This window comes from Bacillus sp. S3, from assembly GCF_005154805.1.
Taxonomy (GTDB): Bacteria; Bacillota; Bacilli; order Bacillales; family Cytobacillaceae; genus Neobacillus.
In genome coordinates, this window is sequence record NZ_CP039727.1 from 3,112,485 (window position 1) to 3,130,383 (window position 17,899).

19 protein-coding genes are annotated in these 17,899 nt (G+C 37.2%); 10 read left to right on the forward strand and 9 right to left on the reverse strand.

The genetic code is table 11. The annotated features are described in order from the left end of the window. Positions 1-30: 30 nt before the first annotated feature. The gene (locus FAY30_RS14900; RefSeq protein ID WP_149870604.1) at positions 31-450 is read left to right on the forward strand and encodes a hemerythrin domain-containing protein; all 420 of its coding nucleotides are present in this window, start codon (positions 31-33) and stop codon (positions 448-450) included. 49 nt (positions 451-499) lie between these two features. Here the strand turns inward: FAY30_RS14900 and FAY30_RS14905 are convergent, their stop codons facing one another. The 3 genes from FAY30_RS14905 to FAY30_RS14915 form a co-directional block, all read right to left on the reverse strand. Next, positions 500-2,425, reverse strand: coding sequence for an endonuclease MutS2 (locus FAY30_RS14905; RefSeq protein ID WP_149870605.1), 1,926 nt, complete (start codon positions 2,423-2,425; stop codon positions 500-502). Between the two features lie 372 nt (positions 2,426-2,797). Further along, positions 2,798-3,475, reverse strand: coding sequence for an LrgB family protein (locus FAY30_RS14910; protein ID WP_149870606.1), 678 nt, complete (start codon positions 3,473-3,475; stop codon positions 2,798-2,800). Next, entirely contained in the window at positions 3,459-3,854 is a 396-nt protein-coding gene (locus FAY30_RS14915; protein WP_149870607.1) for a CidA/LrgA family protein, read from the reverse strand. The genes FAY30_RS14910 and FAY30_RS14915 overlap by 17 nt, the downstream gene beginning before the upstream one ends. A 162-nt stretch (positions 3,855-4,016) precedes the next feature. Here FAY30_RS14915 and FAY30_RS14920 point away from each other — a divergent pair, with 162 nt between their 5' ends. Then, positions 4,017-4,619, forward strand: coding sequence for an SCO family protein (locus FAY30_RS14920; protein WP_149870608.1), 603 nt, complete (start codon positions 4,017-4,019; stop codon positions 4,617-4,619). A 56-nt stretch (positions 4,620-4,675) separates the two neighbouring features. On the opposite strand, the gene FAY30_RS27875 is transcribed toward FAY30_RS14920, so the two are convergent. Further along, positions 4,676-4,810 (reverse strand): hypothetical protein, encoded by a 135-nt coding sequence (locus FAY30_RS27875; protein WP_263315201.1) that lies wholly within the window; start codon positions 4,808-4,810, stop codon positions 4,676-4,678. A 185-nt stretch (positions 4,811-4,995) separates the two neighbouring features. Between FAY30_RS27875 and FAY30_RS14925 the strand changes: the two genes are divergently transcribed. Continuing rightward, positions 4,996-6,615: an ABC-F family ATP-binding cassette domain-containing protein gene (locus FAY30_RS14925; protein ID WP_149870609.1), complete on the forward strand. Its 1,620-nt coding sequence runs from the start codon at positions 4,996-4,998 to the stop codon at positions 6,613-6,615. A 59-nt stretch (positions 6,616-6,674) separates the two neighbouring features. Here the strand turns inward: FAY30_RS14925 and FAY30_RS14930 are convergent, their stop codons facing one another. Next, complete coding sequence (locus FAY30_RS14930; RefSeq protein WP_149870610.1) at positions 6,675-6,815, reverse strand: YuzL family protein; 141 nt, start codon at positions 6,813-6,815, stop codon at positions 6,675-6,677. A gap of 101 nt (positions 6,816-6,916) precedes the next feature. Here FAY30_RS14930 and FAY30_RS14935 point away from each other — a divergent pair, with 101 nt between their 5' ends. After that, complete coding sequence (locus tag FAY30_RS14935; protein WP_149870611.1) at positions 6,917-7,159, forward strand: YkuS family protein; 243 nt, start codon at positions 6,917-6,919, stop codon at positions 7,157-7,159. Between the two features lie 38 nt (positions 7,160-7,197). Here FAY30_RS14935 and FAY30_RS14940 read toward each other — a convergent pair whose 3' ends face one another. Next, a complete protein-coding gene (locus FAY30_RS14940) occupies positions 7,198-7,605 on the reverse strand; it encodes a hypothetical protein (RefSeq protein ID WP_149870612.1) in 408 nt (135 codons plus the stop codon). Positions 7,606-7,728: 123 nt separating this feature from the next. Next, positions 7,729-8,217 carry an Hsp20/alpha crystallin family protein gene (locus FAY30_RS14945; protein WP_149870613.1) on the reverse strand — a complete coding sequence of 163 codons (489 nt, stop codon included), beginning with the start codon at positions 8,215-8,217 and terminating at the stop codon, positions 7,729-7,731. A 173-nt stretch (positions 8,218-8,390) separates the two neighbouring features. On the opposite strand from FAY30_RS14945, the gene FAY30_RS14950 reads away from it, so the two are divergent. Further along, a complete protein-coding gene (locus tag FAY30_RS14950) occupies positions 8,391-8,645 on the forward strand; it encodes a hypothetical protein (RefSeq protein ID WP_149870614.1) in 255 nt (84 codons plus the stop codon). 55 nt (positions 8,646-8,700) lie between these two features. Here the strand turns inward: FAY30_RS14950 and FAY30_RS14955 are convergent, their stop codons facing one another. Continuing rightward, entirely contained in the window at positions 8,701-9,873 is a 1,173-nt protein-coding gene (locus FAY30_RS14955; protein ID WP_149870615.1) for a D-alanyl-D-alanine carboxypeptidase family protein, read from the reverse strand. A 114-nt stretch (positions 9,874-9,987) separates the two neighbouring features. Then, positions 9,988-12,516, reverse strand: a complete 2,529-nt coding sequence (mprF, locus tag FAY30_RS14960) for a bifunctional lysylphosphatidylglycerol flippase/synthetase MprF (RefSeq protein ID WP_149870616.1) — start codon at positions 12,514-12,516, stop codon at positions 9,988-9,990. Positions 12,517-12,780: 264 nt separating this feature from the next. Here mprF and FAY30_RS14965 point away from each other — a divergent pair, with 264 nt between their 5' ends. From FAY30_RS14965 to yidC, 5 genes are all read left to right on the forward strand, one after another. After that, positions 12,781-13,233, forward strand: coding sequence for a cupredoxin domain-containing protein (locus tag FAY30_RS14965; protein WP_149870617.1), 453 nt, complete (start codon positions 12,781-12,783; stop codon positions 13,231-13,233). A gap of 336 nt (positions 13,234-13,569) precedes the next feature. Next, the gene (pflB, locus tag FAY30_RS14970; protein WP_149870618.1) at positions 13,570-15,795 is read left to right on the forward strand and encodes a formate C-acetyltransferase; all 2,226 of its coding nucleotides are present in this window, start codon (positions 13,570-13,572) and stop codon (positions 15,793-15,795) included. Positions 15,796-15,862: 67 nt separating this feature from the next. After that, the gene (pflA, locus tag FAY30_RS14975) at positions 15,863-16,609 is read left to right on the forward strand and encodes a pyruvate formate-lyase-activating protein (RefSeq protein WP_149870619.1); all 747 of its coding nucleotides are present in this window, start codon (positions 15,863-15,865) and stop codon (positions 16,607-16,609) included. 158 nt (positions 16,610-16,767) lie between these two features. Continuing rightward, on the forward strand, positions 16,768-17,058 hold the full coding sequence (locus tag FAY30_RS14980; protein WP_149870620.1) for a hypothetical protein: 291 nt from the start codon (positions 16,768-16,770) through the stop codon (positions 17,056-17,058). A gap of 29 nt (positions 17,059-17,087) precedes the next feature. Next, positions 17,088-17,882 carry a membrane protein insertase YidC gene (gene yidC, locus FAY30_RS14985; RefSeq protein ID WP_149870621.1) on the forward strand — a complete coding sequence of 265 codons (795 nt, stop codon included), beginning with the start codon at positions 17,088-17,090 and terminating at the stop codon, positions 17,880-17,882. The last annotated feature ends 17 nt before the right edge of the window (positions 17,883-17,899 follow it).

Here is a 17,899-nt window from a genome sequence, read left to right on the forward strand (position 1 = left end):
AATAATACAGTGTGATTAAGGAGAATTTTAATGTCTGGACCATCTTTAAGGAAAAAACATTCCCACCATTCGATTCATGATGGGATTTATACAGAAGCAAGAGATTTAACAAAAGTCCTGAAAGAACTAGCGCAAGGAAACAAACAAGAAAATATCAATGAAATTTGTGATGCACTAATCGAACATTGGGAGACACGGACACTTGCTCATGCCCAATCGGAAGAGGAAGGCTTTTTTGCGGAAAGGCTAAAGGAACAGCCGGACTTGTATGAAACCATCATTAAACTAAAGAGAGATCATCAAATCCTAGAATTAATTGTGAAGTATATTAAAGAACATCGGGAGCGTGAGGGAGTAACTGATGTCATCCTTCCATATTTTGAGGCATTGCTCGTGGTGTTTGAACTCCATAATCATGAAGAGGAAAACTCATTATTTAATAAAGAATAGGAAGTTGAAAAAGCAAAGGGGATGATCCTCCTTTGCTTTTTACTATTCTTTATTCCTTGTAATCAATCGTAATCGTTTCATCATGTCTCTTTGAAAGAAGTTTACTCTTTTTTCTATTTTCTTTTGATTGGAAAATAATATCAAAGTCATAATCCTCTGGATAAAGCTCATGAGCTGTTATATAAAGTGTGATTCTTTTATGATTAACTGAAACCTTTTCACCGTGTATTTGGACAATATAATTTCCTTGCTGATCGGGTCCTGTATAGATAATACCAAACTCATTTGCAGGTGATATTTTCACATTGTCACCTTGATGATACGTAGGTACTCTTAGTTCCGTATTTTGCGCTCTCTTTCGATGTTGATATTTATTGATAATGACCTGTTTCTCAAGGTCCCTGATCTTCCATACGTCAGTGATTTCGGTTGTATACTGTTTCTCTTCCTTGTATGTGATATGATGTGCCCTTTCGATGATTTTCGGATGAATCCCAAGCTTCAAGGCGATAGCAAAAGCTTGACTCTCTCCCCCGCTGCCAATAGTTAAACGGTATGTCGGACTCAGAGTTGTTAAGTCAAATTCCATTGAACCATTGATAAATCCTGGATGTGCTTCGGCAAAGTCCTTGATCTCACTATAATGTGTCGTAGCCAAGATGACTGCCCCTTTTTCATATAAGGTTTCTAATATAGCCGTCGCCAGTCCCATTCCTTCTCCTGGATCCGTTCCCGATCCAAGTTCGTCCAATAAAGTCAATGTTCGATGGTTCGTTTCTTTTAATATATCAATGATATTGACAATTCTTGAGCTAAAAGTGCTTAAATTTTCGGTTATACTTTGCCCATCTCCAATATCCACTAAAATACGCTCAAAAATACTCAAACAGCTTTCTTCAGATGCAGGAATATGAAGACCGCATTGAACCATTAAAATGAGGAGACCAACGGTTTTTATGGTAACTGTTTTTCCCCCGGTATTTGGCCCAGTAATCACTAACGCACGGTGACCTTCTTCCATTTTGAATGTGAGCGGTATCGCCTTTTCGCCTAAAAGGGGATGCCGCGCCTGGATTAATTCTATTTCCCCTGATTCATTTAGCCTAACCTTGGAGCCGTTAATGGACCTGCTATATTTAGCTTTTGCAAATAAAAAATCATAATGAACCATGGTTTCAATTGCTAAGCTAATTTGCTGCTCCTTATCTTCAACCAGTCCTGTTAGATAGCCCAAAACCTTTTGCACTTCGGCCTCCTCATCCGCGAGCAGCCATGTAACTTGATCTTGGTATTGAGCAATTTCTTCTGGCTCGATAAAAAAAGTTGAACCTGAAGCTGATGTATCTAACACCGTTCCCTTTATTTTATTCCGATATTCCTTCTTTATAGGAATGACATATCTGCCATTCCTCTGACTGACGACCTGCTCTTGTAAATAGGCTTTATATTTATTTGACCGAATCAACTGTAATGTTTTATCTTTTAACCGCTCCTCTTGGATCCCAATTTGTTTCCTAATTTTTAATAACTCCTTACTGGCATAATCATCTACACGGCTATTCCGAATACAACGTATTATTTCAGCTGCAAGCTCAGGCAATTCATCAATCGCATCAACATAAGAGGATACACGTGGAGCGAAATATGTTTTATCCTTCATATACCTCCGCATTTTTCCGCAGCAATCGAGAAAGTCAGAAAGCTTTGCCAGCTGATCAGCCCTTAGTACCACGCCCTTATTCATGTTATTTAGCAGAGATTCCATCCCATCTAAACCATGTACAGGGACACTTGCGCTTTTTTTCAATATTGTTGCTGCCTCGGTAACCTCATCAAGCCAGGCTTCAATTTGTTTTTTATTCGTTGATGGCGTAAGACTCTCGATCTTTTCTTTTCCTTCTTTCGTTAATGTAAAAGTCGCGATTATATCTTTAATTTTCTGAAATTCCAAAGTGGTAAAAGTATGTTGATTCACGTTTTTTGCCTCCTAAAATAAAAATAGCCGCAATGAACAATGTCATTGCGGCCAAAAGTAACGAGCGGGATCTCCGCTCATTTTCATACCAAAATTAACCCAAAATAAAAACTGTCTACACGAGTGTACACAGCTACATTGGATAAAGATGTATGCTTATGCCTAGCCTCATTGTTCTTAACTTCATTCCATGACTAAATAAGCCCTCCACCCTTTTTAAAAAGAACGGATGAGTACTGGAATGAACGATCCAATTAGTTGGATTAGTTAAGAACGACACCTAACATAAAAACATACTCTCCTTTTATAAAAAAATTTTTCTACTAAATAATACTGAAAATAGAAACATATGTCAATCAGTAATTAGCCCATTTACAGAATGTAGTCAATTATGAGCGGGATGATAAACGAGGTTAACACAGCCGCAATCCCCATTGCAGCACCTGCGACAGCACCTTGTATCTCCCCTTCCTTTACTGCCTCAGCAGTACCGATACCATGTGAAATCGTTCCCACGGCTAATCCTCTGGCAAATGGATGGTTGATTTTACACAAGTTCATCAGCTTAGCCCCAAACATTGCTCCAATCATCCCCGTAATAATCACATATGCGGCAATAAGCGGGATATTCCCATGAATGATTTCACCTATTTCCGTTGCTACCGGTACGGTTACAGATTTAACGGTTAGTGGAAGGATGAACAATTTCGACAGATTCAACCACCTGGCTAATAGAATAGCTGAAATAATGGTAGTCACACTTCCGAATGTCAATCCGATAAAGGCTGCACTGAAATATTTTTTAAATAAGTCTCGATTTTTATAGATAGGAACAGCTAGGGCAACCGTTGCAGGACCAAGTAAGTATGTCATAATCGATTTTGCAGGTACGTATTCATTAAAAGAAATATTAGATAAAACTAAAAGGCAAATAATGATAATCGTACTAAAGAAAACGGGACTTGTTAATGGAGTAGAATATTTCTTCGCTAAAAATCGAGTAAATAGATAGGCTGAAACGGTAAGAACAATACTATAGAGCGTGATCATGAGAGGTTACTTTTTCCTTTTCATTTTTCATAATAACAGCTTGGGTTATTTTCCCTGCAAAGAATAAGCCAACAAAGGCACTGACTGTAAGGATAAAAAGCAGTGATAAACCCTTTGCAAACATCGTTCTTCCTAATGTCATAAGACCAACAGATATAGGAATAAAAAAGAACCCCAGGTGTTTCAGCAACCAGCCTGCTGCCAATTCAATTTGCTCAAGTGTAATGACACCCAGCCAAAGCAAAGTGAACAAAAGAACAATGCCGATGACATTTCCGGGAACCGGCAAATGAAAAAAACGGGATATTCCATTGCCGATCTGATAGATTACGATAAGAATAAGCATTTGCAAAGTAAACTTCCAAGTTCTCTTTACCATATTACCCACCTAACTTCCTGCTTGAAAAATCTGAGTTTTCTAATATACGTAATAATATTACAGTATAAAGGATTACTGTTCCTGACGCATCCTCTTTTGTTCACAATATATCCATATCTTTTTTCGGAAAACTTCTTTATCTTAATTGTAGGAGGGATCGTCATGAAAAAAGTCTATCTGATATGCAGTCTTGCTATTTTCATTGGGATAGCAGGAGGAATTTCTTTTTTCCTTATTCGAGATGCAAATGCGGCAATTCCAGGAGATGTCACTTTAATTAAGCAAAATGGGGATACCTATAATTTTGGCAAGGATAAAACCAAATTAAAGTTAATTGAATTTATTTATACCCATTGTCCTGATGTCTGTCCAACCACCACGAAAAAGATGGTTGAATTGAAAACTGATTTAGTTAAAAATGGGATTTACGGCAAGGACATTGAATTTGTCACAATCACAATCGATCCCTATCGCGACACCCCTGAAATTCTCCAAGGATATAGACAAGGATTTGGAATATCAAATGACAATGATTGGATATTCTTAACCGGAGAAAAGCAAAATAGTAAAAATGCGCAAAAGGAAATTAGAAAAGTTGCGGATACATTGCAGTTTCAATACAAAGACCCAGGTAATGGTCAATTTGTCCATTCAACCTTCACCTATTTAGTTGATGAAAACAACAAATTTGTCGCGAAGTTCCCAATGGGGAAGGATTTTAATAAACAAGAGGTTTATGATCAAATCATCGATGAGATGGAGTAATAAAAAAAGCGGTTAGTCCCTTGGATTAATCGCTTTTTAATGCCAATTTTTCTTATTTAATTCACGGAAGAAGGATATTTTTGAATTTGCTGTAATAATAAAAGGTAATTGGACTTTGGTTTGGTCAGACTTGCTTTTATACCAGCCTTTTTTAACTTATTAACGAGTTCAGTAAGCTGTTTTTTTGCCATACTTCTCACCCTCTTTAAAACTTCTTACACTAATTCTACAACAAAAATATGAATAAAGTGTGAATATGGAAAAATTTTTTTAGAAAATTTTTCTTTTCTATTTTTACCCTGCTTGAAAAAATTCGCTCTTCGCTTATATTAATGGTATAATTTAAAGCAATATGTTTTTTGGAGGATGTTTTTAGATGATTACTGTAAGTAATGTAAGTTTAAGATATGGTGACCGTAAATTATTTGAGGATGTGAATATTAAATTTACACCTGGTAATTGCTACGGGCTAATCGGCGCAAATGGCGCCGGAAAATCCACTTTTTTAAAAATTTTATCTGGTGAGATTGAAGCACAAACAGGAACGGTTCAACTTGGGCCAAATGAACGAATGGCTGTCTTAAAACAGAACCATTTTGAATATGAGGAATTTGATGTCTTAAAAACTGTTATTATGGGGCATTCAAGACTGTATGAAGTCATGCAGGAAAAGGATGCTATTTATATGAAAGAAAATTTCACTGATGAAGATGGCATGAAGGCTGCCGAACTTGAAGGTGAATTTGCTGAATTAAACGGTTGGGAAGCAGAACCAGAGGCAGCGATTCTATTAAAGGGACTGGGCATTGGCGAGGACCTGCATGATAAAAAAATGGCAGAATTAACCGGATCCGAAAAGGTAAAGGTATTGCTGGCGCAGGCATTGTTTGGCAGACCGGATGTATTACTGCTGGACGAACCGACAAACCACTTAGACATTAAAGCGATCCAATGGCTTGAAGATTTCTTAATTAATTTCGAAAACACTGTTATTGTTGTTTCCCACGACCGTCACTTCTTAAATAAAGTATGTACCCATATCGCTGATTTGGATTTCAGTAAAATTCAAATCTATGTCGGGAATTATGATTTTTGGTATGAATCAAGCCAATTAGCATCTAGAATGGCATCGGACGCAAACAAAAAGAAAGAGGAAAAAATTAAAGAACTACAAAGTTTTATTGCCCGCTTTAGCGCGAATGCCTCAAAATCCAAACAGGCAACCTCACGGAAAAAGCTGTTAGATAAAATCACCCTTGATGACATTAAGCCATCATCACGACGCTATCCGTTTGTCGGGTTCACACCTGAACGTGAAATCGGCAATGACTTGTTACGTGTGGAAGGTTTAACGAAAACAATTGATGGGGTAAAAGTTCTTGATAATATCAGTTTCTTTATGAATAAAGGCGACAAGATAGCATTAGTTGGTACAAACGAAGTCGCAAAAACAACGCTTTTTAAAATATTAATGGGTGAAATGGAAGCGGACAGCGGAACATTTAAATGGGGTATCACTACATCTCAAGCCTATTTCCCTAAGGATAACTCCGAGTATTTTGAAAACAGTGATTTAAGCCTCGTGGATTGGCTTCGTCAATTCTCTCCCAAGGATGATAGTGAAAGCTTCTTGCGCGGATTTTTGGGAAGAATGTTATTTTCCGGAGAAGAAGTGTTAAAGAAAGCGAGTGTTCTTTCCGGTGGAGAAAAGGTTCGCTGTATGCTCTCTAAAATGATGCTAAACGGCGCAAACGTTCTACTCCTTGATGAACCAACAAACCATTTAGACTTAGAATCCATCACAGCGCTTAATAACGGATTAATCAATTTCAAAGGTTCTATGCTTTTTGCTTCACATGACCATCAGTTCATTCAAACGATTGCCAATCGAATATTTGAATTTACGCCAAATGGCTTAGTGGATAAGCAAATGACTTATGATGAATACCTTGAAAATGATGAAATTCAGAAGCAAGTTGCGGAAATGTACCAATAAATTAGGTTGAGGATGTATTAGATAGGGGAGCCCTTACCTAGACATCCTCTTTTTTTGTTTTAGTATCGCTTTTGCTTTCGTCTTGAAGACGGTTCTTCTCTAGAACCCGTTTCTGTTGTTGTTGTTCCTTGACCCTCTACTTGTGGCGAGCTAAGCCCGATGGTGGATGGATCAGCTTTTCGTTTGCTTCGTTTTCCCATTTGACACACCTCCCCTATTATCTTTTGGACAATTATTGCTGGATATACAGAATATTTACCGTGAATTTCGGCAAGATAATTTACAGGAGGAGGTGTTTTGTATGGCAACAGTTGGAGTAGAACAATCTCTTACAAATATTCAACAAGCACTTAGGGAAAAAGGGTACGACGTGGTAGAACTAAAGCAGGAATCAGACGCACAAAATTGTGACTGTTGTGTTGTTACTGGTCTTGATTCAAACGTGATGGGTATGCAGGATACTTTTACAAAAGGCTCAGTAATCGATGCAAACGGGATGTCAGCAGATGAAGTATGCCAGCAGGTAGAGAGCAGGCTGCAATAGGTGTTTTGAAAGACTAAAGGATTCCAACTTTAGTCTTTTTATTTCTCTTTTTTCGAATAAATGTTAACCTTCGGACCGCTATCTGGTGATGGCTTTTTCACTTTTTCATTTTGCTTTTTCTCAACCATCTCTTCCCCATCTTTCTTCGGTATAAACTCACTTCCATAGGTGGCTCCAATATTTAATTTACCCTTTAATTCTTTAATTCCAAGCTGACCAAAATTATTATTTAATTCATATTTATCTAAAATGATTTTTTCGATATTAATTTTTTCAATGATGATGGGAGGATCCGATGTTTGCGTATCCTTTTCCTTTTGTTCCTTGTACTCTTGCAGGGCTTTTTTCAGCTCTTCCATATTCATTTCTAAGGAAAGTAATTTTTTTTGTAGTTCCTTTTCAACATCATGATTCCTGAAGATAAGGAATAAATTTTTAAGTGACATGCTCACAAACTCCCTTATTTTATACCTTACATCATTTATATGGAGAAAACAGCTTAACATGTCCAATCGTAAAAAAGAACGAACAAAGAATGTTCGATTCACTAATAAAAGCTGTTAACCGGATTAGTCGATAGGAATAATTTCTCCTTTCTCAACGGCTCGTTGGTAACTTACGAATAAAATCCCATTCCAAAATTTAGCACTTAATTGAGCGGGACTTATAGAATCCGGTAAAGTAATTTGACGCTGAAATTCACCATAAAATCTTTCAGAATAGGTTATTTTCAATTGTGGGTGGATTGGTAAGGCTTTGCCTTTAATGGTTAGAATATTGCCATTCAGTCCTAATTCTAGGTTTTCTTTCATCACCCCTGGGAGCTCTATCATCACAATGACTTCTTGATCACTCTCTAATAAATCAATTGCGGGAAAGGTTCGAGAATTATTTTCAGCCCGATTGGATTTTCCTTCAGGGCTCGTGAATGGCTGGGTAAATTGTTGGTCGTTCATAAATTGCTTGGCGAAATCCTGATCAAAAATATTGTTCCAGAAATCTCCCCCATGCATATTCTTTGCGATGTCCATCCATTGTTTTAATTTATCCATATCCATCGGTTCACCCCCCCCTTCATTTTCTCGTAAAATAACCACGTTCTACGTTAGCATATTAAACATCCCTACTTCCATCTTACTAATCTGCCTTGTAATTTAAACCAACTATTACTCCTGCTTCATAATTGAATAGGAATCGCATATATTTAATAGCAAGGATAAGGAGGGATCAGATGCCAGCACCGGCTCCATATATTAATATTAATATATTTATGATTAAAATTAATTCCTTTGAAAATGCTTCAGCCGTTAATATCGGTCAAAACCTATTGGCCGAATGGCATAATTCAGATAAAAAAAACCAGGGCTATGGTCAAAATTTTGGCGATAAAAGTGACTTTGTTGGTACACGAAGTTTTGTCGACGATAAAGATCAAATCGACTCTCCCTCCTCTTTCGATTCTCGTCCCATCACAATTGACAAGTAAATTTGGTATGAAAAAAAGCCATGGAATCGGTCTAACCTTTCCATGGCTTTTTCCCTTATGCATTTTTAGAAGCTTTTGTCTTTTTTCGACCGAAACCAATCACCGCAGCTGCAAATGCAATAATAGCCATTCCAACAAGTGCATTCACTTGGATTAGCTGTTGGTTATTTTCTTCTCTAGCCTTTTTGGTTTTAACAGGTGCAACCTTGGGCATCGGTAATTCCTTATATTTTAATTGGATTGTATGAATCACCTTTCCATTTTGGTCTTCAATTGAAAGAACGCCATCAGGATTTATCTTTTTTACACAGCCCTCTACATTCTCAGTAATAACAGTATCCTGTTCAGGATAAAATTCTTTGTCCTCGCTTTTATAAATTTCTCCTTGTTTAAGGACCGCGTGCTGATAGCCTTTAAAACCATAATCAAATAGCAAAGCGGTATCTTGATACTTATCATTTTTGAGATCAGATTTTAACACAACAGCTGTCAGCCTGATTTTTCCGTTATCGGCAGTTGTAGCTAAAGTTTGTTTCGTTTGGCTGGTATAGCCCGTTTTTCCCCCTGTGACTTCCGGGTAGGGAAGCTCCCCTTTTAGCATCCGGTGATGTGTAAGCAGAGTGGTCTCCCAGGACTGCCCCTTCCACCCAAGCACTTTTGTGCCAAAGATTTCAGCAAATACAGGGTTTTTAATAGCATAATTAGTTATTAGGGCTAAATCCATAGCAGTTGTATAATGATTCTCATCAAACAACCCACTCGGATTTGTAAAATGGGTATCATTAACCCCAATCTTTGTTTGTAAGTAGCTATTTAGATTTTCAGCAAATTTCTCAACCGACCCATCGAGATATTCAGCAATTGCGACTGCAGCATCATTACCTGAATTAATCAGCATACCCTGAATCAGCTGTTTTAATGGCATCTGTTCTCCTTCTACTAAATAAACACGTGTTCCGTCTTGCCGAACGGCATTTGCGCTTACCGTTGCCATACCATCTAAGTTGCCCTTTTCAATCGCATAAATAGCTGTCGCAATTTTTGTCACACTGGCAGGGTACATTTTTTCATTAGCATTTTTTTCATAGAGTACTGCTCCAGTGTCGGAATCTAATAAAACAGCACTCTCACTTTTCAGATCCAACTGTTCTATTCCCTGTGCAAAGATATTCATTTGATAAGTAAGGAAAAATAATACAATGATAATAACAGAAATATTTTTTTTCACACGTTTACACCCTTACCTTTTACATTTAATCCCTATTTGATTTTAACAGATTCTTCAAAAAAAGAAAGATGTCGTAAAAAAAAACCGGTAAGGATTATCCTAACCGATCACAAGCTATGTTCTTTTTTTCGAAATTAACAAAGTGATTTGTGCCATAATAAATGGCAAGGAAGTTTTTCTTCTATATGCCAGATATTTAGGCTCCCAAATATCCGTATACTTTTGCTTAAATTTCCTTAACCCCTGAAAATGGTAAATAAAATGGCCGTGGAGAAAGATTTGGGCGGCTATTTTTTCACTCAAAAAGGAAAATCTCGACAGCCCAACATTGGCAAGCGGTGCCATTCCCATATTAAAACGCAGGTACCCTTGTTCCTTTGCCCAGTCAATTAACGAAAGAAACAGAAAATCAATCGTACCTGCTGGTGCATCAGGCGTTACTCTCATCAAATCAACTGAAACGGTCTGATTGTTGTCGTATACATACATAATACTCATAAAACCTAGAATTCGTTTATGCTCATCTCTTACTATGGCAAGGGGAGCCATATTCAAATATGGTTCATCAAAGAAGCCAAGTGAAAAACCCTTTTCTTTTCTGCCCTGAAGCCACTCATTTGAAATACCCCTTAATTCATCGAGCAGAACTGGAGAAAATGGCGGCTTTACTAAATCAAAATAAAAGCGTTCACGATTAAATTTATTTTTTAAGGCCCTTAGCCCTTTCATTTTAGTTCCTGTAAGTGAAAAACTTTTTAAATCAACAAAGGCTTCCTCACCTAATTTAAAAAAGGCAAATCCATGTCCGTGTAGATATGGAAGCATTTCATCACTAACCTGATAAAAAACAGGCGTGAAACCATAGAGGTCAGCAATTTCTTGGAATTCCTCAATTGCGTTTGATAATTCCGCTTTTTCACCAATCGGGTCTCCCAAGATGACTAATTTATCCGCATACTTCTGGAACGAGATCAGAACATTTTTTTGGCTATTCCAAAAAATATATTTATCATGCAAAAATATTAAATGTGATAATACCTTTCCATTATACTTTGTTAAATGGTCCATTATTTCCTTTTCATGTCCAAGTGATTTCTCTAATTTCCATTTTTTCGACAAGCTGATTAAATAACCGGTAAACAAGATTAGCAATGCAATCACAAGACCAATAGCAGCACTCTTAAACAAGTCATAATAATCATCAATGACATAAGGTAAAAATTTTGCCGGAATGGTTAATTTTGCAACAGGTAAATTCAAATATCCGATCAAAATGTACATGGAAGTAATAATTAAAATAACGGTAACATCAAAAATTGTTTTCCCCCATGTAAGAACATAACTTTCGCGATAAAATTGTCCTTTTGACATTCGAAGTAAAAGTGCCACAATAATTAAAAATATCGCCTCTTCATAATCGATTCCTTTGAAAATAGAGAATAATGCAGCAAGAATCAACGCAAGCATCGTCAAATCATATGTTCTTTTCACACTATATTCAATCCCGCGTGATAATCCTAACAGTAAAAAGCCGGCAGCGACCGAAAGCTGATGTGATACATTAATAATAGGAAACGAAAGCAGTTCTTGGGCAATCTTTAACCTTGACATGATGCCTGGGACACTAGCAGATAAAAGCAGGATGAGCCCCGATAAAAAAACGAGCATGGTTAAAATGACATGGCTTAATCCTTGGACAATCGCTTTAGGAAGATAATTCCAGGATTGGTTCCATCTTTCCCAATAAAGCTTGACAAAAAAAACAAGGCTGATCAAAAAAGGGATGAAGTAATACCCAATTCGGTAAAATAAAAGAAGAACAAGGACTTTCTCTTCAGGTATTTGTAAATCCTGCATTCCCCAAATAAATACTAAATCAAATGAACCAAGCCCGCCGGGAATCATACTGATAATTCCGGCACAGGCAGCAACGATATAAACAGGAAAAAGATTCTCAAAAGAGATCGAGATTCCCAGTATCTTGCTTAATACGAATATAGCTGCAAAAACAGCAAACCATTCGATAACAGAAACTACAATCAGCTTGATACTTACATTAGCACTAATTAATGATTGATTATCTTTTTTAGACTTAATCATATGGATCAATAAAAAAATGGGTAAATACAATCCCACAGCTAAAACAGCGAAATAAAGCCACTTTGTATCAACAAACAGCGGGAAATGCCGGTACCTTGTGGTTACAATCCAGGTTAGAAGAGAAATCCCGGTTAGATAATAAAGTGAAACAGATGCAATGACTCCTAAAAGCTTCCGCTTGTCCTGCTCCAGCTTATGAAAAAAGTAAGTTCTCAGCATGGCCCCAATTAAACCGCCAAAACCAATTAAATTAGAAAAAGAATTAGCAATAAAGGATTGTTCGAGCAGTTCTCTCTTAGACACATTTAACTTTAAAACCTTCACTAAGATGACATCATAATACAGCATCGGTAAAACAGCTGCAAAGGTAATCGCCAAGATGAATAATAACCTCCAGAAATTTAGCTGAGCTATTTCATTCTTGAGTAATTGAACATTCAAATTACCGGTGAATTTTTTAATTTCGAGAATGGCAAAAATTAATAAAAACATTGGAAAAATAAATTTCAACGCTTTTAATATTGTTTCTTTTCTAATCCCCAACAAGATTACCACCTATTTTTTCATTCCTGATTTTACTATAAACTGTTCAACAGCAAAAACAAAGAAAAATATACCATAATAGATCATTGGTTAGTTTTTATTCTAGACAGATTTTATATAGTTCAACCGTTGTGAAACGAATACTCGAAGCTAGTGTAAATTTTTATAGGGGTAGATTAAGGAATAAAAGTTAATAAAATAGACAAGTTTACTACCATCCCATGCATAAGTATTAATTAGGACAAATTGTGGGAGGTTAGTCGGATGAAATTTTTAGTCTTTAAAAAGGAAACACTGCTTTTCGTTTTAGCAGTTGGTGTTGTACTTGCCAGCATTTCCTCGTGGTTTATGCTAAAAGCTGGAGATAGCACTGTCTTTAATCAACAATCAGAAACAGAAATTCGCGAAATTCATATGGTTACAGCGGAATTTAAGACGAAAACGAAAGATGGGAAAGAACTAGAAGCCTACCGTTGGGATCCCGGCACAATAATTCTTGAAAAAGGAGAAAAAGTTAAGCTGCTTATTAGTGGGATTAATGGGGATAAGCACCCTTTCTATATTGAAGGGACCAATATTAAAGGAACTGTAAAAAAAGGAGAAGAAACAGTTGTTTCACTTCAATTTGCCAAAGAGGGGACCTATCGTTTAATCTGTGAAGTTCATTCTGACAGATCTCATAACGGCCCAATGATTGCCTATATTGTTGTCGATTAAAAGCAGGATTCTTTCTCCTGCTTTTTTTAGTTCATAAAATCCTCTGTTCTACCCCATTTTCACTGTTCACACGTTGCTAACATTGATTTTTTCTTATATAACAGTTTATCAATACACCTACATTTTTATAGTACAGTTTGAAATTGAATTTACACTACGTTCACATAGTTTTCATATTTACCCCCTAAAAACCCCATTATAACAACACTTCACAATATCTTAACAATTTCACCCTTTTTGTGTGACACTTTTCACATTTCACCTGTTATACTTATATTAAGATTTAAATAGAAAATCTGTTATATATTTTCTTAAAAATTTAAGAGGTGAAAAATCATGGAACAATGGCAAGGATTTAGGAAGGGAACATGGACAAAAGAAGTAAACGTACGTGACTTTATTTTAAATAACTACAACCCTTACGAGGGCGATGACGCCTTTTTATCCGGTGCCACCAATGCAACCAACAAACTATGGGCACAAGTAATGGAGCTAACTAGGCAAGAACGTGAAAATGGCGGGGTCCTGGACATGGACACCGAAACTGTTTCTACTATCACTTCCCATGGACCTGGCTTTCTTGATGAAGAACTTGAGAAAGTTGTCGGTGTACAAACAGATAAACCTTTTAATCGTTCCATGCAGCCTTTCGGCGGGATTCGAATGGCGAAAGCAGCTTGTGAAGCATACGGTTACGAGTTAAACCCTGAAATTGAAAGAATTTTTACCGATTTACGTAAAACACATAATCAAGGTGTATTCGATGCCTATACAGAAGAAATGCTGAAGGCTCGAAAGGCTGGAATTATTACCGGACTTCCAGATGCCTATGGACGTGGACGGATTATCGGTGATTATCGCCGGGTCGCTTTATATGGTGTTGATTTCCTAATGAAAGAAAAGCAAAAAGATTTCAAACATACGTCCAGCGTGATGTCCGAAGAAAACATTCGCTTACGCGAGGAACTTTCCGAACAATACCGTGCACTGAAAGAATTGAAAGAACTTGCCAATAGTTATGGTTTTGATATATCTGGCCCTGCAGAGTCTGCAAAAGAAGCATTCCAATGGTTATATTTGGGCTACTTGGCAGCCATTAAGGAGCAAAATGGGGCAGCTATGAGCCTTGGCCGCGTGTCAACTTTCCTTGATATTTATATTGAAAGAGATTTACAGAATGGCTTAATAACAGAAATGGAAGCTCAAGAACTTGTTGACCATTTTGTCATGAAGCTCCGTCTCGTAAAATTTGCCCGTACACCTGATTATAATGAATTATTTAGCGGTGATCCAACCTGGGTAACAGAATCTATCGGGGGCATGGCGCTTGACGGCCGTTCATTGGTAACAAAGAACTCGTTCCGTTTCCTTCATACTCTAGATAATTTAGGACCAGCTCCAGAGCCAAACCTAACCGTGTTATGGTCACCAATGCTGCCAGAAAACTTTAAGAAATATTGTGCTAAAATGTCAATCAAAACTAGCTCCATTCAATACGAAAATGATGATATTATGCGTCCTGAATATGGTGATGACTATGGAATTGCCTGCTGTGTATCAGCGATGGAAATCGGCAAGCAAATGCAATTCTTTGGTGCCCGGGCAAACCTTGCAAAAGCTTTATTATACGCAATCAATGGCGGGGTCGATGAAAAATTAAAAATTCAAGTTGGTCCAGAATATCAGCCAATTACCGGAGAAGTATTAACATACGAAGAAGTTATGCAAAAATTTGACAACATGATGGAATGGCTTGCAGGACTTTATATTAACACCTTGAACATTATTCACTACATGCATGACAAATACAGCTACGAACGCATTGAAATGGCTTTACACGATACACAAATTCTACGTACAATGGCAACAGGTATTGCCGGCTTGAGTGTTGTCGCTGACTCACTAAGTGCGATTAAATATGGTGAGGTCAGAGTAATTCGTGATGAAAACGGGATTGCAATCGATTTTGAAGTTACCGGCGATTTTCCTAAATACGGAAATAATGATGACCGCGTGGACAGCATCGCTGTTGAAATTGTCCAAACTTTTATGAAAAAGCTGCGCAAGCATCACACATATCGAGATTCTGTCCATACTTTATCTATTCTTACGATTACCTCTAACGTGGTATATGGTAAAAAGACAGGAAATACACCTGATGGACGCCGTGCGGGGGAACCATTTGCACCTGGTGCTAACCCGATGCATGGCCGCGATACGAAAGGAACATTAGCTTCTCTATCCTCTGTTGCCAAACTTCCATATAAGGATGCTATGGACGGGATTTCCAATACATTTTCAATTGTTCCGAAAGCACTTGGCAAAGAAGAAGAAAGCCAAATTCGTAATTTAGTTTCTATCTTAGATGGCTATGCAATAAAAACAGGACATCATTTGAATGTAAACGTCTTTAATCGTGAGACACTGATTGATGCGATGGAACATCCAGAGTTGTATCCGCAATTAACAATTCGAGTATCAGGTTATGCGGTAAACTTTATTAAACTTTCAAAAGAACAACAACTAGACGTCATTAACCGTACCTTCCATGAATCACTATAACCTGAATTTCTGGGGGCTCCCCTCCTTTGAGGAGCTCCTGCCTTATTAATGAAAGGGGAATATCATCATGAACGGAAATATTCATTCTATTGAAACATTAGGAACAGTGGACGGCCCTGGGATTCGTTATGTTATTTTTACTCAAGGATGCCTTTTGCGCTGCCAATTTTGCCATAATGCAGATACATGGGAAATCGGCTCAGGCAAACAAATAACCGTTTCCGAAATCATGGATGATCTAATGAGCTACCTCCCTTTCATTCAGGCTTCAGGAGGCGGGATTACTGTTAGTGGCGGTGAGCCGTTATTGCAAATCCCTTTTCTGATAGAATTATTTAAGGAATGTAAACGCCAAGGAATCCATACGACAATTGATTCATCCGGGGGCTGTTTCTCACATTCCAAGCTATTTATTGAACAGTTAGAAGAGCTTTTGAAGTATACTGATTTAGTCCTATTGGATTTAAAACATATCAATAGAAAAAAACATATTCAGCTGACAGGCATGGCAAATGATCATATCCTTGAATTTGCTAAATTTTTATCAGATCGAAGAATTCCAATCTGGGTACGGCATGTGTTAGTCCCGACTGTCTCTGACGATCCCGAAGACCTGCAAAAGCTTGGTGAATTCATTGGCACGCTAGAAAATGTTGAGAAAATTGAAATTCTTCCCTATCATAAGCTTGGGGTATATAAATGGGAAGCACTTGGACACGAATATCCGCTAAAACATATTGAGCCGCCAACTGAAGAAAAGGTAGAATTTGCCTTGCAACTTCTTACAGCACATTGGAATAAAGTACAAAAATAACACTTAAAACACCAGTTCTGCAGGAATTGGTGTTTTTTCATCAACATCTAGCTGTTAGGAAGTCTTTCCATTCAAGTAATATCCCTTAGTTTAAATTGATTATTTTGCTATTCTACTATATACTCATATCATTGGCTAAACAGGTGAGGTGATAATTTTTGTTTCAATTGCTTATTGATATTTCAGATATAAATGCCTTAAATGCGCTTTATATTAGCATTTACTTCGGTATTACCTTAAAGCTTTTATGGGCATGGGGTGTGGAATATTCATTTATTGGCTCCATTTCTGATCCTGCAAACACAAAAATTATTCATCCGTTGGGTTTTTACCAAAAAAGAAATGGATTAACCGGAAACTTTATTCTGAAAAGAATTGTTAAATATATTCGTAGAAAAGAATGCTCACAGGATGATTCAGAAGATCATATTTCCTTCCTTTTTACCTAACAAATTCAGACAACAATTTAGGAGGAAATATGAAAACGAAACGATCTTCAATCCTACTGGCAGCTCTTTTAGTCTTGCCAACATTACTTTTATCAGCTTGCTCATCAAATGCACAAAACGGAAATAGTGGTGGATTTTTTCAAACTTATTTTGTCCATCCTTTTTCAACGATTATTCATGCAACCGCTGAACTCTTCAATGGAAACTACGGGTTAGCGATCATTATCGTTACCTTGATGATCAGACTTGTCCTCATGCCATTAATGTTAAAGCAATATAAAAATCAAATGGCCATGAAGGAAAAAATGGATGTTTTAAAACCTGAAATGGATGTCATTCAAAAGAAATTAAAAACAGAAACAGATCCTAAGAAAAAGCAAGAGCTTCAAGCAGAAATGATGGGACTATATCAAAAACATGGTGTCAATCCTTTGAATATGGGATGTTTGCCAATTTTGATTCAGATGCCTATTTTAACAGCATTTTATTATGCCATCCGCGGCTCAAAGGAAATTGCAACTCATAAATTTTTATGGTTTAATTTAGGGCATCCTGACATCATCATCACAATTATTGCCGGGCTTGTGTATTACTTCCAATTTAAGGTTTCACAATCCAATATGCCTGCAGCCCAGCAGCAGCAAATGAAAATTATGGGATTAATGTCACCGTTAATGATTGTGATGTTTTCCTTTAGTGCCCCTGCTGCATTGCCCCTTTATTGGGTCGTTGGCGGAATATTCCTAACCGTTCAAACTATGATCAGCCGTAAACTGTATCAATCGCAAAAACCAGCAGCAGCTGTCCCCGTGAAACAAAAGTAATCACGCCTATTAAAAAG

Bases quoted from the DNA above. Each gene is read 5' to 3' on its own strand.
- FAY30_RS14900 (WP_149870604.1), top strand. From the start codon at position 31: ATGTCTGGACCATCTTTAAGGAAAAAACATTCCCACCATTCGATTCAT.
- FAY30_RS14910 (WP_149870606.1), bottom strand. From the start codon at position 3,475: ATGATCACGCTCTATAGTATTGTTCTTACCGTTTCAGCCTATCTATTT.
- FAY30_RS14915 (WP_149870607.1), bottom strand. From the start codon at position 3,854: ATGGTAAAGAGAACTTGGAAGTTTACTTTGCAAATGCTTATTCTTATC.
- FAY30_RS14920 (WP_149870608.1), top strand. From the start codon at position 4,017: ATGAAAAAAGTCTATCTGATATGCAGTCTTGCTATTTTCATTGGGATA.
- FAY30_RS27875 (WP_263315201.1), bottom strand. From the start codon at position 4,810: ATGGCAAAAAAACAGCTTACTGAACTCGTTAATAAGTTAAAAAAGGCT.
- FAY30_RS14925 (WP_149870609.1), top strand. From the start codon at position 4,996: ATGATTACTGTAAGTAATGTAAGTTTAAGATATGGTGACCGTAAATTA.
- FAY30_RS14930 (WP_149870610.1), bottom strand. From the start codon at position 6,815: ATGGGAAAACGAAGCAAACGAAAAGCTGATCCATCCACCATCGGGCTT.
- FAY30_RS14935 (WP_149870611.1), top strand. From the start codon at position 6,917: ATGGCAACAGTTGGAGTAGAACAATCTCTTACAAATATTCAACAAGCA.
- FAY30_RS14940 (WP_149870612.1), bottom strand. From the start codon at position 7,605: ATGTCACTTAAAAATTTATTCCTTATCTTCAGGAATCATGATGTTGAA.
- FAY30_RS14945 (WP_149870613.1), bottom strand. From the start codon at position 8,217: ATGGATATGGATAAATTAAAACAATGGATGGACATCGCAAAGAATATG.
- FAY30_RS14950 (WP_149870614.1), top strand. From the start codon at position 8,391: ATGCCAGCACCGGCTCCATATATTAATATTAATATATTTATGATTAAA.
- FAY30_RS14965 (WP_149870617.1), top strand. From the start codon at position 12,781: ATGAAATTTTTAGTCTTTAAAAAGGAAACACTGCTTTTCGTTTTAGCA.
- pflB (WP_149870618.1), top strand. From the start codon at position 13,570: ATGGAACAATGGCAAGGATTTAGGAAGGGAACATGGACAAAAGAAGTA.
- pflA (WP_149870619.1), top strand. From the start codon at position 15,863: ATGAACGGAAATATTCATTCTATTGAAACATTAGGAACAGTGGACGGC.
- yidC (WP_149870621.1), top strand. From the start codon at position 17,088: ATGAAAACGAAACGATCTTCAATCCTACTGGCAGCTCTTTTAGTCTTG.